The sequence below is a fragment of the Denitratisoma sp. genome (assembly GCA_032027165.1).
Classification (GTDB): Bacteria; Pseudomonadota; Gammaproteobacteria; order Burkholderiales; family Rhodocyclaceae; genus Desulfobacillus.
The window spans coordinates 1,727,661-1,740,607 of record JAVSMO010000001.1 but is presented as its reverse complement, the minus strand read 5'-3'; the positions used below and the strand labels follow the sequence as shown (position 1 = coordinate 1,740,607).

The following is a 12,947-nucleotide window of genomic DNA, read 5'->3' as shown; positions in this document are numbered from 1 at the left end:
GGCTCCCTTTAATTTACGACAAGGGCGGGTGATTCTTGAGCCAGCCATTGCCTGATCCGCGCATACACCGCCAGGCTGCCGAGCAGGTCCAGATGACCCGTTTCGCAGGCAATCCATTGCCTGTCCTGCGGGAACATCAGGTTGCGGTCGTGCTCGGCATGGCAGCCTAATGCGCTCGCCAGCGGCACCAGTCCATCGCCGATCAGCCGGTCCTTGAGGTCGCCCGCCTGTTTGCCGGTCGTGGCGGCAATCGCATAACACTGCACGCCTTCCGGCAAGGGAACGGCGGCGTGGCGGATGGCGGAACGGGCGAAGCGGTCGCGGCCGTGCCAGTCCTCGTCCAGCAGAAAGGTGTGGCGCAGGTCCGTGATGCCTGCGCTGCGGATCTTGCCCAGGCGGGACAGGGGCGCGGTATAGGGGCTGGCGCCGAGCAGGGTGTCGATCCAGTTGCCGCCGCGTTCCATCGGCGCGCCGTGGTGGGGCGTGCCGAGGAAGACGAGCTTTTTGAGCTGCCGCGGCCAGGTGTGGCCGGCCGCCGTGCCGTAATGCCAGGCGCTGCGCGCCAGCAGGCCGCCCATGCTGTGGCCGAGGATTGCCAGTTCCTCGACCGGGACCGGCCAGTTGCCGAGCAGGGCCTCCAGCGAATCGGCGAACTCTCGCCCGTTGGTGGAGATATGGCGGCCGCTGTTGTAGTACAGATAAACGGGCGTATAGCCCAGGTCGCGTTGCAGTGCGGCGCCATGGTCATGGCTCTGGCGCGTCCACTGCAGATCGTTCATGCACAATCCGTGCGCCAGGATCAGCAATTTGCCGCCGGCATCCGGGATGGCGGACAGGGCCGCCTTCTCCAGCGACAGCGGGCGGCCGCCGCGGCGCAGGCACATGCGGATGGCCAGCGGGTTCCCGCTGGCTTCGAGGTAATCGCCCAGAACGCCATTCAGAATCGCCAGAACCGCTTCGCGCTCGGGCGAGGACGTCTCTTCGCCGAAGAGGGGCACCAGCCTTCCCAGCACGGCATCGAGTCCGCCGCCCACCAGCCGCGTCACGCCGCGGATGCTCCGGTACACGAATCCGGTGATGCCCCGCGTGCGGCCGGGAGGCATTTTGCCGAGGATGGCCGGCTTGACGGCGATGTTGTGATGCATCGCCTCCACCAGATCGGTCAGTCCGACGACGGCATCGATCGTCATGCGGCCGATGCCGCGAAGATCGGAAGAGCGCAGGTGGGATGGCTTGGCCATGGGTTCGATGGTGCCGTTGTGCAGGCGGACCCCGAATGGAGGGACGTTACATTCTATTGCAATTGCTTACAGCAGCGGCCGGACCGGCCGGCTAGCATGGCGGTGCTGAAAATGAAAATACGGAAGGAGACTCTGATGAAAACGAGGATTCGTGCCACGCTCACTGCTGTTCTTGGCGCCTTTGCCCTGGCGGCGTCGACGGGCGCCCTGGCGCATGATCGTGGAAGGCACGATGGGCACCGCGGTCACGGCTGGGGGCATGCCAAGCACTACTACTCTCACCACCATTACCCTCGCCACCAGGTGATTCGCGAGCGGATCATCGTCCGGCAGCCGCCGCCGGTCTATTACGAGCGCCGTGCCTACTATGCACAACCGGCCATCGTGATCGGCGTCGACATCCCGCCGCTGGTGGTGCGGCTGCGTTAAAGGGGCCGGGTCCGGCGGTCAGGCTTCCCCCGTCCCTTGCAGATGGAGGATGTCGACGGTGTGCTCCGTCACATTGACCTTGGCGTCGAAACGGAATCCGCCGCCGCAGAAGTTCTTCAGGCAATACAGGCCGGGGCTGGCCAGGTCGAACACGTGGCTGCCGGTGCCTTCGGCGGCCTTCCTCGGCGAAAGCCGCTGTCGCTGGCCGGCTTCATCCGCCCGGAAATAGACCTCGGGCGTTCCAGTGCATTTCCCGCAATCGACTGACCAGAAGTATTCCCGGTTGAGAATGGCCGAGCCGATTTTCACATGATCCGTCATCGTTGATGCCAATCCTGCTTTTTGAGTTTCCACCTTCTTGTTATTTTCGTCGGGCATTATCTCCGGTTCGCCGGTGTCGGTGGCGGAAATCCGGTTTTATTTTGACTAAAGTCAATGTGTGGATCAGGCGGGGAAATTTTCGGGTTCAACAATCCGGCACCAAGTGTGTATGATTTCCGCGCCGACATTGAAGGGATCGCCGCCATGGCCGACTGCTCCGACCACACTTCTGCCGCCGCTCCAGCGGGCATCGGCATTCCGCGCCAGAACGCCTTCGATCCTGCCGCCTTCGAGCAGGCGGTGAGCGATTTGCTCGCCGCCTGCGGCATTGCGCCGGACATGAAACACATGGGTCGCACGGCGGAACGGGTGCGCACGCTCTGGCAGCGGCGCCTGCTCGGCGGCTATGACATGGATCCGGCCGAGGCGCTGGGCGAAGGCTTCGAGGATGCGCGCCGCGACATGGTGGTGGTGCGCGGCATCGCCGTGCATGGCGTGTGTCCGCACCACCTGGTGCCCTTTCGCGGCGTGGCGCACGTTGCCTACCTGCCGGGCGGGCGCCTGCACGGCTTCGGCCGCATCGCCCGCATGGTGGATGCCATCGGCCACCGCTTCACCTACCAGGAGTGGATGACGCGCGACATCGCCGAGGCGCTGGTGACGCACGGCAAGGCAGCCGGCGGCGCCTGCGTGATCGAGGCGGAACAATTGTGCCTGCTGCTGGGCGAGGACCGCCGCGGCGACGAGCGCGTGGTGACGCAGGCCTTCACCGGCATCTTCGAGCAATCGGATCAGTTGCGCAGCGAATTCCTGCGCGCCATCGGCGGCAGGATGCCGTGACAGCTAGAGTTTCTTGTGCGAGCCGTCGCAGAGCGGCTTGTTCGCGCTGTGCTTGCAGCCGCAGAACCACACCTTCTCCGTTTTTTCCGCGGTGAATTCGACGGGCGCAAAGGCGGTGCCCTTGTGCGAGCCGTCGCAGAAGGGCTGACTTTTGCTCCTGCCGCAGGCGCACCACCAGTACTTCCTGCCGGCTTCCACCTCCACGGCGTAGGGCGCCTTCTGCGGCATGTCGGGGCTACTCATGTTGGTCTCCTCTTGATGGGGGTATCAGGAAATTGTTTTGACATTGAATAATTCCCGACTAATAATGTCAAGTATAAAAAATATCCCCAACCCCAACAGAGAGAAAACATCATGATCGTCATCAACGGCAAAGAGATCGAAACCGACGCCGAAGGCTATCTGGCCCAGCTCGACGACTGGTCCGAGGACATCGCCAGCCATCTCGCGCAGCAGGACCACCTGCAGCTCACCGAGGACCACTGGAAGCTGCTCAACTGGATCCGTGCCTACTACCAGGAGAACGGCACGGCGCCCAACCTGCGCGTCATGCAGAAGCTGCTGAAGGAAGACCTGGGCGAGGAATGGGCCGACAAGAAGCGGCTGTTCGACCTCTTCCCCTACGGCCCGGCCAAGCAGGGCGCGCGCTACGCCGGCATGCCGAAGCCGACCGGCTGCGTCTGATACCATTCCTGGATGGATTATCTCTGCGACGTCACTGAAGCCGATTTCGAGGAGCGCGTCGTGGCGCGTTCGCATCAGGTCCCGGTGCTGGTGGACATCGGCGCCGGCTGGTGCGGGCCCTGCCGCGTTCTGACGCCGCTGCTCGAGCGCCTGGCGAAGGACTATGCCGGCGCCTTCGTGCTGGCGAACGTGGATGCCGACGAGAACATGAAGCTGGCCGGGCGCCACAAGGTGCGCGGCTTCCCGACCGTGATCGTCTACAGCCGTGGCGTCGAGATCGACCGCTTCCACAGCGCGCAGACCGAAGGCTTCCTGCGCCGCTTCATCGAACGGGCGATCGCCCGGCATGCGTCGGCGGGCGCCGTGGAGATTCCGGCAAGCCTGCCTACACCCTGAAATTCCCTACCGCCAGCTCCAGGTTCCTGGAGAGCTGCTCGAGTTCGAGCACCGCCTGGCTGGTCTGCCGGGTGGCGTTGCTGTTCTCCTCGACCATCCGCGCGATCTCGTCGACATTCCTGGCGATGTCGTTGCTGCCCGTGCTCTGCTCGCGCACGGCCGCGGCGATCTCGTCCATGCCGCGGCTTGCATTGGAGACGGACTCCTTGGCCATCCGGATGATCTGTTCCAGTTCTGCGAGGTGCTTCTGGCTCGACTCCAGCGAGTGCGTGCCTTCGTTCAGCGACTGTTCCACGACCCCCGACTGGCCGCCCAGGGTCCGCGTTACTTCCTCGATGTGAACGGCGGCTTCCGTCGACCGCTCGGCGAGCTTGCGTACCTCGTCCGCCACCACGGCGAAGCCGCGTCCCTGCTCTCCGGCCCGGGCAGCCTCGATCGCCGCGTTCAGCGCGAGCAGGTTGGTCTGATCGGCCAGGTCCTTGACCTGCCGGGTCATGTCGTTGATCGAGGCGGTGCTGCGCACAAATTCCCCAACCGAGGTGTTGATGTCCTTGAAAGCCAGCCCGACGCGGGAAATCTCCTCGAGCAGTTCGACGAGATGGTCGCCGCCCGCCTGGGTGTTCTCCAGGCTGGTGCGCGAGGTGCCCTTGACGTGCTCGGCGTTTTCGGAAATCGACGAAATGCTGACGGTCACCTCCTCCATCGTCGCCGCGACGGCGGAGGTGGCATCCGCCTGGCGGGCCGACCTCTCGGCAACGACCCGAGCCGTCGCCCCCAGCTCCTGCGAGGCGAGCGACACGGCCCGCGCCTCGCCGAGCACCTGGCGCACCGCCTGCTGGAAGCTTGCGATGAGATCGTTGAAGGCATTGGCCGTTTGCGCGATTTCGTCGCTGCCCTCCAGCCCGACGCGCCTGGTCAGGTCGCCGCCCTTCAATTCCATGGCGGCCGACTTGATGCGCTCGACGGCGGCGATCATGTGGCGGCGCACGAAGAAGCTGACCGTGAGCGCCAGGAAAATCGAAACGGCGGCGACCAGCACCAGCATGCCCACGACGAATCCCGAGACTTGTCCGGCCGCGTCATAGGCCGCGTTGCTGAGTTTCTGTTCCAGATCGAGGAGCGCCCTGAAGCGCTTGTCGAGCGCATCGAATTCGTTGGCGGTGAGGCTCATGACGCTGGTGGCGCTGGCGTAATCCACCGCCGCGATATCCAGGACATCCGCCGTTGATTTGCGGAAGCCCGCGAACTGCGCGGCGACCGTCGCCAGCTCCGACCTTTCCGATTCGGCAAGATCCGCGCTGCCGGCGACTTCGTCGAGCAGCCGCTCGACGAGCTTCAGCCGCTCATGGAGATCCTTGACCATGGCTTCGAGGCGCTGGGCGGGGAAATTCGCGGCGGCGGAAGAGAGCAGCTGGTAGGTGTTGCCATATATTCCCTGCGTGACGCCGGACGCTTCCGAAACCAGTCGGTAGTTCTTGAAGCGGACTTGGTAGATATTGTTCAGGGCTTCCTGCTGCCTTTGGATGCCATGATAGGCCGTGATGGCCAGGAGCAGCAGCAGCGCCAGCACGACCATTGGCGCGAGCAGCAGCTTGGCGCCGACGCTGAGTTTGGAGAGGACATTCATCTGGGCCTCCGGGGACGTTCATTGACCGCGGTTCCGGGCGGTCTCGAAAATTGGATCCGTTCGCGAATCCGTCCGATGCGGCTTCGGCCGCGGCGGCGGAGTCGCGAGCGCTTCGGTCGTTGCGCGGGTGCGGCTATTTGTAGATGCCGACGCCGATGAAGCCTTCGTAGCCGGGAATTCTGACGACATACGAGGATTTCGACTCGACCTTCTTGGTCTGCGGGTTGGTCCACATATAATCCACCCAGCTGGTTCCCTTGGTCTTCGCCGCATCGGCCATCGACTTGATGAAGGTCTGTCCGTTGGCATCCTTGAGGTCGAGCATGTTCTTCCCGATCAGGCCCTTGTTGCCGCCGTGCGCGACGGTGACGCCGTCGAACTTGACCACGAAAATGTAGAGGTCCTTTTCCTGCCATTTGCCGTCCTTGGCGGTGAAGTCCTCGAATGCCTTGTCCATCCCGGCCGATTTGATATGGGCCAGGCCCTTGTCTACGAGCGCCTTGGCCTGATCGGCCGTGCCGCGGTCTTGCGCGAACGCGCTGCCGCAGGTGACAAGAATCAGAAGAACTGCTTTTCTTAGGAAGTTCATGATGTTTGCTCCATGCAATATAGTGTGTGGCTGCCTTGCAGAATGACCTCTCCTCCCCACTAGAACGACAATAAATGGAATTTCTTTAGCGATTAAATGCATGAAATATAAATCAGATGAAATATGATGCATGCGAGCTTTGCGCCGACGCAGGAAGGGGCAGTCAGGCGATCTAGTCGCCTACCGGGTGTTGCGGGGAGGTTCTTGCGAGCCTATTTAGACGGATCTTGATAAATCAGGCACGCTGGTGCGACAAGTACGGTGCTCGCGCCATCGGTAAGCCAGGCCTGTCCGTCCTGGATGGTGCATTGCAGACTCATGTTGCGTCGGGCCAGGCCGGCGAGGGCCTGCGTGGCGTCCGCCGGCAGGTTCAGCACACTGAGGTTGCCAAGTTTCTCCAGTCTTTCGCGGTTCTGGTTCCACCAGAGGTCGGCGCCGCGTCCGCCGTAGCACAGCACCACGATGCGATTCGCCTTGCCGCAGGCCTTGCGGATCTCGCGCTCGTCGGGCAGGCCGACCTCGATCCACAGCTCGATGGCGCCGGTGAGATCCTTTCGCCAGAGCGCCGGCTCGTCCTCCGTCGACAGGCCGCGGCCGAACTCGAGCCGTTCGTCGGCGAAGAGGGCGAAGGCGAGCAGGCGCACCATCATGCGCTCGTCGGTTTCGGAGGGGTGGCGGGCCAGCGTGAGGGCGTGCTCCTGGTAGTGGTTGCGGTCCATGTCCGCAATCTGCAAGCTTGCCTTGAAGATGGTTGCCTTGAGTGCCATGCGGCGCATCTTAACGGATCGGACCGCTGCGCGGCCTTGCCTGAGGTCAGGCGCAGCTTAAGAAAGTTTTAGGCTTTGCTTAAGCAGCATTTAACAACGCCTTGTCGCCTGCCCCCCTAAGCTTCCTCCAGCCGAATCGAGGCCGATACCAACCAGATCAAGGAGAGCAAGATGATGGAAGCGATGGAGTTCGTTGCGCAATCGAACATGAGCGAAAACACCCGGGGGGCGGATGCGCGGCGGCATAACATGTACCGCCCCGTGCACAAGGGACTGCGCAGCCTGATGTGCGACGTGCTGGGCCGCGTCGGCCGTCTGGACGCCGATGACGCCGCGGAGACTGCCGAAACGGTCGGCCGCGTGCGTGAAATGCTCTTCCTGTGCCGCAGTCACCTGCATCACGAGAACCAGTTCATCCACCCGGCGCTGGAAGCGCGCTGCGCCGGTTCTGCCGTGGCGACGGCCGGAGACCATGTGCACCACGAAACGGCCCTCGAGCGGCTGGAGGGCAGCCTGCGCCAAGTTGAGCGCGGCGCCGGCGAGGCGCGCCGGCAGGCGGCGCAGGCACTCTACGGCGAACTGACGCTGTTCGTCGCCGAGAACTTCCGCCACATGCAGGTCGAGGAGACGGAGAACAACGCGGCGCTCTGGGAAGCCTATGCGGACGAGGAGCTTGAGGCGATCCACGATGCCCTGGTGGCCTCGATCCCGCCCGAGAAGATGATGGTCTACCTGCGCTGGATGGTGCCGGCGATGGCGCCGGACGAGCGGGCCGAACTGCTTGGCGGCATCCGGCAGAAGCTTCCCGCCGAGGCCTTTGTCGGCGTGCTGGCCACGGTGAAGCCGGTCCTGGCGCTGCGCGACTGGAGCAAGCTGATGGTGGCGTTGGGCGAATTGCCGATGGCCGCGTGAGCCGGTTCAGCCGATTTCGACCAGGCGGAAGGGGCGGCCGACATTGAACCGGAAGCGCCCCCGTCCGGTCTTGTCGATGCGCAAGAAAGTGCAGCGTTCGGCGAGCCGGCGTTCGAGCAGGATCAGGCGGGCTTCCAGGTTGTCGGAGAGATCCGGCAGGCCGATCGAAGGGTCGAGACGCAATTCCCGGTTGGTGAACTCGGTGCGCTGCCCGTCCGTGTAGTCGCGCAGCAGCTTGCAGAAGATGGCGCCGGCCACGCCCTTGATCAGGTAGTCGTCGTCGATGAACACGCTGTCGTCGGCGGCGTAGTGGCGCACGACCATCGGCGCGCCGGCGGCCGGCGCATCATTGCCTGCGGCGGGGGCCGCCTCCTCCGGCGCATCGGAGAATTGCTGCAGGGTGTTGATGGCCATGCCGAGCTGGGCGGCGATCGCGACAAGGGCATCCTCGTCGTCGTACCAGAAGCGCTTGTCCTCCGGGCTTTCGACGTAGAGGACCCCGAGAAGCCTTCCGCCGGCGAGAATGGGAGCCGCCATCTGGCTGCGCGAGTCGGGCAGGCCCGGCAGCGGAATGGCCGTTTCCAGGCGGCCGCCCAACCCCTCCTGCTCCACGCTTTCGCGAATGGCGCGGCCATAGGAGTAGTCGGCGGTCATGTGCATGATGCGTATCGGCGTGCGCTGTTCCGCGGCAACGCCAATGACGCCGCAGCCGATGGCGATCTCCGAGCCGACCCCGGACTGCTCATAACCCCGGCTTGCCACGGTATAGAGCCGTTGGCCGGAGCCGTCGAGCATCAGCACCATGGCATGGTGGACGTCGAACAGGTCGCGCAGGCAGGTGAGCGCGTCGTCGAGCAGCTTCGCCAGGTCGTTGCATTGCGTCAGGCGCTCCGCGCAGACGCGCAAGGCCGAGAGCAGATTACGCCGTGCCGGCGGCAAAGGCAGTTCCCTCCCGGGCACTTTTTCAATGCTGCGCACACGATAGATGTCCGATCCCTGCAGGCGGAATACCCCGGTCATGCCGGTATGCGAGGCGATGCCGGCGAGCTTGGCCTTCATGCGTTCGAACAGCGGACCCTGGGTTTCCGTGTGCAGGTATTCCAGGTCCATGCTGTAGCGCGCGCCGGTGACGGGATGGATCACCTGCACCACGGCATGGGGATTCGCCAGCACGTTTTCCCGTGTCTTGTTGAAGAACTGAAAGGACAGCGCAACGTGCGTGCTGTCCACGAAATGCACGTGCGAAACGATGCTGATGTTGGGCGTGCCGTCCAGCGAGCAGGTGGCGATGCCGGCGGGTATCGTGCCTTCGAGGCACTCGCGGATGGCGTCGAGGGAGATATGCATGTCAGGCCACCAGGGGCTCGCCGGCCCGCGGTCCCGGCGTCTGACTGTAAGCCGTGGATATGGAGAACGTTACTGCGACATAGTCGTCCGACTCGCACGACAATACGGCCCGTATCTGTTCGGGGTGATGGCCGAGCGGCGCGAGTTCCTCGCAGAAGGCGCGCGTGTAAGCGGCAATCAGGTCGCGGTCGCTCTCCTGCGGGGGTGCAAGCTCGGCATCGGTTCCCTTGAACTGGATGGTGCGATGGGTGCTCGGCTGGCTGAATACCGTGGCGATCGCGCGCGTGCTGCGGATGCCTTCCAGGAAGGCAGCAGCCTGCGAGGATGCGACCAGGAGGGTGATCTGGCGCCGGTTCGGCGAAACGCGGCAGCCGACGGCGCGGGCAATGGCCGGCGAGCGCTTGGCTACCCGGGAGGCGGCGAGGATGGAAACCCCTCCCTGCACGAATGCCGCAAGTTCGGCATCGAGGCAGGGCACTTTGTCTTTCGGGGCGGCCATCTGTATTCGCGAGCGGCGGTCATGGCAGTCGAATATGCAATTCTAGCATTTAGTTGAGGTCTAAATCATCCGTGTCGGACCGCCGCTCAGGCGGCGAATGCCGGGACGACGAGCTTTCGGGCGGCTTCTATGATCGCGCCGGGCTGCGGGATGAAGGCTTGCTCGAGGACGTAGCTGGACGGCGCCGGCGCATCGGGGCCGGTCAGGCGCAGCACCGGGGCCTTCAGCGCATCGAAGGCTTTTTCCGCAACGATGGCCGCCACCTCGGCGCCGACGCCGCACATCCGGCTGGCCTCGTGCACCACCACCACGCGCCCCGTCTTGCGGGCGGAGGCGAGGATGGCCTTCTCGTCGAGGGGCTTCAATGAGCGCAGGTCGATCACCTCGGCGGAGATGCCGGCTTTGGCGAGATCGTCAGCGGCCTGCAGGCAGTGGTGCACCGTCTTGGCGTATGAGATGAGCGTGACATCGCGGCCCTCGCGCCGCGTGACCGCCTTGCCGAGGGGGACGATGTGCTCCCCGGCGGGAACTTCGCCGGGCTCGAAGCCCAGGGCCAGGTCGATGAAGAACAGCACCGGGTTGTCGTCGCGGATGGCCGCCTTGAGCAGACCCTTGAAGTCGGCGGCCGTCGACGGCATGACCACCTTGAGGCCGGGGCTGTGCACGAACCAGGACTCGACGTTGTGGTTGTGCTGCGCGCCGACCGTCCAGCCGCCGCCGGTCATGGCGATGGCGACGAGCGGGAAGGCGAACTGGCCGCCCGACATGTAGCGCAGCTTGCCGGCGCTGTTCACGATCTCGTCCATGGAGAAGCAGAGGAAGGGCGCGAAGAGCAGGTCGACCACCGGCCGCAGTCCGGTGGCGGCCGCGCCGACGGCGGTGCCGGCGATGATGCCCTCGGCGAGCGGCGTGTTGCGCACGCGCCGGTCGCCGAACTCCGCGACCAGTTCGCGCCGCTTGGTGGCGACGCCTTCGCCGAACATGACGACGCGGGGGTCGCGGCGCATTTCCTCCGCCAGGGCCTGGCTGACGGCTTCGTTAACGGTGATAGCGGACATGGTGTGTTCCTCAGGCATAAACGTCGGTGGTGAGTTCGGCGGTTTCCGGAAACGGCGAGGCCGCCGCGAAGGCGACGGCATCCTCGATGGCGACGGCAACGCGCTGCCGCATCTCTTGCAGTCCGGCCTCGGTCAGGGCGCCGGCCGCGAGGAGCTGCGTCCGCAGCCTGTCGATCGGATCCCTGGCGCGCCAGCTGGACAGCTCACCCGGGTCGACATACGACTGGTCGTCCGGCTCGTAGTGCCCGCGCAGCCGGTAGGTGTAGGTCTCGAGCAGGAAGGGCTTGCCGGTGCGACGGATGCTCGCGACGGCCTCGGTCGCGGCGGCATGCACGGCTTCCACGTCGTTGCCGTCGACCGTGCGTCCTTCGATGCCGTATGACGCTGCCCGGTCGCTGATGCGGTCGCCGAGCATCGTTTCGCTCCGGTGCACAAAGGCCTGCCACTGGTTGTTCTCGCAGACGTAGAGGATGGGCAGCTTCCATACAGCCGCGAGATTCAGCGACTCGTGGAAGATGCCCTCGCAGGCCGCGCCGTCGCCGAAGAAGCAGGCGACGATGCCCTTCTCGCCAAGCAGCGTATGCGACAGCCCGACGCCGGTGGCGAGCGAGAGTTCGCCGCCGACGATTGTCGACGTCAGGACGACGCCCAGCTCCTTGACGGAGACGTGCAGCGATCCGCTCTTGCCCTTGCAGTAGCCGCCGCTTTTCCCCATCACTTCGGCCATGATGCGGCCGGGATCGGCGCCGCGCGCGAGCAGATGGCCGGCGCTGCGGTGGTTGGTGAGGATACGGTCGTCCGGCCCGAGCGCGCGGACGACGCCGACGGCGGAGGCTTCCTGGCCGACGGAGGTGCAGGTTCCGGCGGCCTGTCCTGCGGCCTGCATCGCCGCCAGCTGTTCTTCGTAGGCCCGGATCAGCATCATGCATTCGAGCATGGCCTCCGGCCGGGTGTCGCTTGCGATCTGTTCCATGGTTGCCTCGCCTTCGTCGTGATTGATTCGCGGCGAAGTCTAAGGCGGATGGCTGACGCCGGAACGCGCTTAAGAAACTCTTAGGGTTTCTTGAGCGAAGATTTAGGGATTCGGGGCAATGACGGCCGGGGATCAGCCGAGCCAGCGCTGCAGCAAGGGGATCAGCAACGGCACCAGCAGCGCGGTGAGGAGGGCGTTCAGGCCCATCGCCAGGCCGGAGAAGGCGCCGGCCTGCTCGCTCACCTGGAAGGCGCGGGCGGTGCCGATGCCGTGCGAGGCGACGCCGATGGCGAAGCCGCGCACGGCGTGGTCGGCGATGCCGAGCGCCTGGTAGATGAAGCGGGCGCTGATCGCGCCGAGGATGCCGGTGCTGATGACCAGCACCGCCGTCAGCGAGGGCAGGCCGCCGATGCGCTCGGCGATGCCCATGGCGATCGGCGTGGTGACGGACTTCGGCGCCAGCGACAGCAGCGAGGCCTCGCTGGCGCCGAACAGCTTGCCGATGGCCACGGCACTGACACTGGCGGTGAGCGAGCCGGCGACGAGCGCCGCCAGCAGCGGGCCCGCCATCGCGCGCAGTTTCGGCAACTGGGTGTAGAGCGGAATCGCCAGCGCCACCGTCGCCGGGCCGAGCAGGAAGTGCGCGAACTGGGCGCCGTCGAAATAGGTCGGATACGGCGTGCCGGTGAGCTGCAACAAGAGCACCAGCGCCGCCACGGCGAGCAGCACCGGGTTGGCGAGCGGATGGAAGCCGGCGCGTCTGTAGAGCCACCAGGCGCCCTGGTAGGCGAGCAGCGTGACGGTCAGGCCCAGCAGCGGCGAGGCCGACAGGTAGACCCAGATCTCGGCGAGTTGGGCGGGGGCGCGCATGGCTACTTGCCGCCTTCCGTGCGCCGCATCAGGGCGCGCAGGACGAGGGCGGTGACGGCGATGGTGAGGAACGTGCTGCCGACCAGCGAAGCCGCCAGCGGCAGCCATTCGTCGCCGATGCGATGGAAGTGCAGCATGACGCCGACGCCGGCCGGCACGAACAGCAGCGACAGGTGCTGCAGCAGGTTCTGCGCCGTGTCGCGCAGTTCCGGCGACGGCCCGCCGCGCAGCGCCAGCGCGGCGAACAGCAGCGCCATGCCGATCACCGGCCCCGGGATCGGCAGCGCGAACAGCTGGGCGATCACTTCGCCGATCAGCTGGAAGACGAGCAGCAGGGTGAGGGCGCCGAGCATGATCGCGTCTCCAAGAAAACACGGCGGCACACTGGCCGCCG

General features: G+C 65.2%; 17 protein-coding genes. 5 read left to right on the top strand and 12 right to left on the bottom strand.

The annotated features are described in order from the left end of the window. Positions 1 to 8 precede the first annotated feature (8 nt). The gene (locus ROZ00_08560) at positions 9 to 1,241 is read right to left on the bottom strand and encodes a hypothetical protein (protein ID MDT3736261.1); all 1,233 of its coding nucleotides are present in this window, start codon (positions 1,239 to 1,241) and stop codon (positions 9 to 11) included. A gap of 96 nt (positions 1,242 to 1,337) precedes the next feature. Between ROZ00_08560 and ROZ00_08555 the strand changes: the two genes are divergently transcribed. Then, a complete protein-coding gene (locus ROZ00_08555; protein MDT3736260.1) occupies positions 1,338 to 1,670 on the top strand; it encodes a hypothetical protein in 333 nt (110 codons plus the stop codon). A gap of 18 nt (positions 1,671 to 1,688) precedes the next feature. Here ROZ00_08555 and ROZ00_08550 read toward each other — a convergent pair whose 3' ends face one another. Continuing rightward, positions 1,689 to 2,048, bottom strand: a complete 360-nt coding sequence (locus tag ROZ00_08550; protein ID MDT3736259.1) for a hypothetical protein — start codon at positions 2,046 to 2,048, stop codon at positions 1,689 to 1,691. Positions 2,049 to 2,195: 147 nt separating this feature from the next. On the opposite strand from ROZ00_08550, the gene folE reads away from it, so the two are divergent. Next, positions 2,196 to 2,831, top strand: coding sequence for a GTP cyclohydrolase I FolE (gene folE / locus ROZ00_08545; GenBank protein ID MDT3736258.1), 636 nt, complete (start codon positions 2,196 to 2,198; stop codon positions 2,829 to 2,831). 3 nt (positions 2,832 to 2,834) lie between these two features. On the opposite strand, the gene ROZ00_08540 is transcribed toward folE, so the two are convergent. Then, positions 2,835 to 3,074, bottom strand: a complete 240-nt coding sequence (locus ROZ00_08540; GenBank protein MDT3736257.1) for a CDGSH iron-sulfur domain-containing protein — start codon at positions 3,072 to 3,074, stop codon at positions 2,835 to 2,837. 111 nt (positions 3,075 to 3,185) lie between these two features. Here ROZ00_08540 and ROZ00_08535 point away from each other — a divergent pair, with 111 nt between their 5' ends. Together ROZ00_08535 and ROZ00_08530 are read left to right on the top strand one after the other, a co-directional pair. Beyond that, positions 3,186 to 3,515, top strand: coding sequence for a TusE/DsrC/DsvC family sulfur relay protein (locus tag ROZ00_08535; protein ID MDT3736256.1), 330 nt, complete (start codon positions 3,186 to 3,188; stop codon positions 3,513 to 3,515). 12 nt (positions 3,516 to 3,527) lie between these two features. Next, on the top strand, positions 3,528 to 3,911 hold the full coding sequence (locus ROZ00_08530; protein MDT3736255.1) for a thioredoxin domain-containing protein: 384 nt from the start codon (positions 3,528 to 3,530) through the stop codon (positions 3,909 to 3,911). On the opposite strand, the gene ROZ00_08525 is transcribed toward ROZ00_08530, so the two are convergent. The 3 genes from ROZ00_08525 to ROZ00_08515 form a co-directional block, all read right to left on the bottom strand. Further along, positions 3,901 to 5,538, bottom strand: a complete 1,638-nt coding sequence (locus ROZ00_08525; protein MDT3736254.1) for a methyl-accepting chemotaxis protein — start codon at positions 5,536 to 5,538, stop codon at positions 3,901 to 3,903. The genes ROZ00_08530 and ROZ00_08525 overlap by 11 nt on opposite strands. 133 nt (positions 5,539 to 5,671) lie before the next feature. Continuing rightward, positions 5,672 to 6,127 (bottom strand): cache domain-containing protein, encoded by a 456-nt coding sequence (locus tag ROZ00_08520; GenBank protein MDT3736253.1) that lies wholly within the window; start codon positions 6,125 to 6,127, stop codon positions 5,672 to 5,674. 212 nt (positions 6,128 to 6,339) lie between these two features. Next, positions 6,340 to 6,894, bottom strand: a complete 555-nt coding sequence (locus tag ROZ00_08515; protein ID MDT3736252.1) for a YaeQ family protein — start codon at positions 6,892 to 6,894, stop codon at positions 6,340 to 6,342. A 171-nt stretch (positions 6,895 to 7,065) separates the two neighbouring features. On the opposite strand from ROZ00_08515, the gene ROZ00_08510 reads away from it, so the two are divergent. Continuing rightward, positions 7,066 to 7,806 (top strand): hypothetical protein, encoded by a 741-nt coding sequence (locus tag ROZ00_08510; protein MDT3736251.1) that lies wholly within the window; start codon positions 7,066 to 7,068, stop codon positions 7,804 to 7,806. A gap of 6 nt (positions 7,807 to 7,812) precedes the next feature. Here the strand turns inward: ROZ00_08510 and ROZ00_08505 are convergent, their stop codons facing one another. The 6 genes from ROZ00_08505 to ROZ00_08480 form a co-directional block, all read right to left on the bottom strand. Next, positions 7,813 to 9,153, bottom strand: a complete 1,341-nt coding sequence (locus ROZ00_08505; protein MDT3736250.1) for a GAF domain-containing protein — start codon at positions 9,151 to 9,153, stop codon at positions 7,813 to 7,815. A gap of 1 nt (position 9,154) precedes the next feature. Then, the gene (locus ROZ00_08500; protein ID MDT3736249.1) at positions 9,155 to 9,652 is read right to left on the bottom strand and encodes a hypothetical protein; all 498 of its coding nucleotides are present in this window, start codon (positions 9,650 to 9,652) and stop codon (positions 9,155 to 9,157) included. An 86-nt stretch (positions 9,653 to 9,738) separates the two neighbouring features. After that, positions 9,739 to 10,710, bottom strand: a complete 972-nt coding sequence (locus ROZ00_08495) for an alpha-ketoacid dehydrogenase subunit beta (GenBank protein ID MDT3736248.1) — start codon at positions 10,708 to 10,710, stop codon at positions 9,739 to 9,741. 10 nt (positions 10,711 to 10,720) lie between these two features. Further along, positions 10,721 to 11,683, bottom strand: a complete 963-nt coding sequence (locus ROZ00_08490) for a thiamine pyrophosphate-dependent dehydrogenase E1 component subunit alpha (GenBank protein MDT3736247.1) — start codon at positions 11,681 to 11,683, stop codon at positions 10,721 to 10,723. Positions 11,684 to 11,815: 132 nt separating this feature from the next. Then, on the bottom strand, positions 11,816 to 12,553 hold the full coding sequence (locus ROZ00_08485) for an LrgB family protein (GenBank protein MDT3736246.1): 738 nt from the start codon (positions 12,551 to 12,553) through the stop codon (positions 11,816 to 11,818). 2 nt (positions 12,554 to 12,555) lie between these two features. Beyond that, positions 12,556 to 12,906, bottom strand: coding sequence for a CidA/LrgA family protein (locus tag ROZ00_08480; GenBank protein ID MDT3736245.1), 351 nt, complete (start codon positions 12,904 to 12,906; stop codon positions 12,556 to 12,558). Positions 12,907 to 12,947 lie beyond the last annotated feature (41 nt).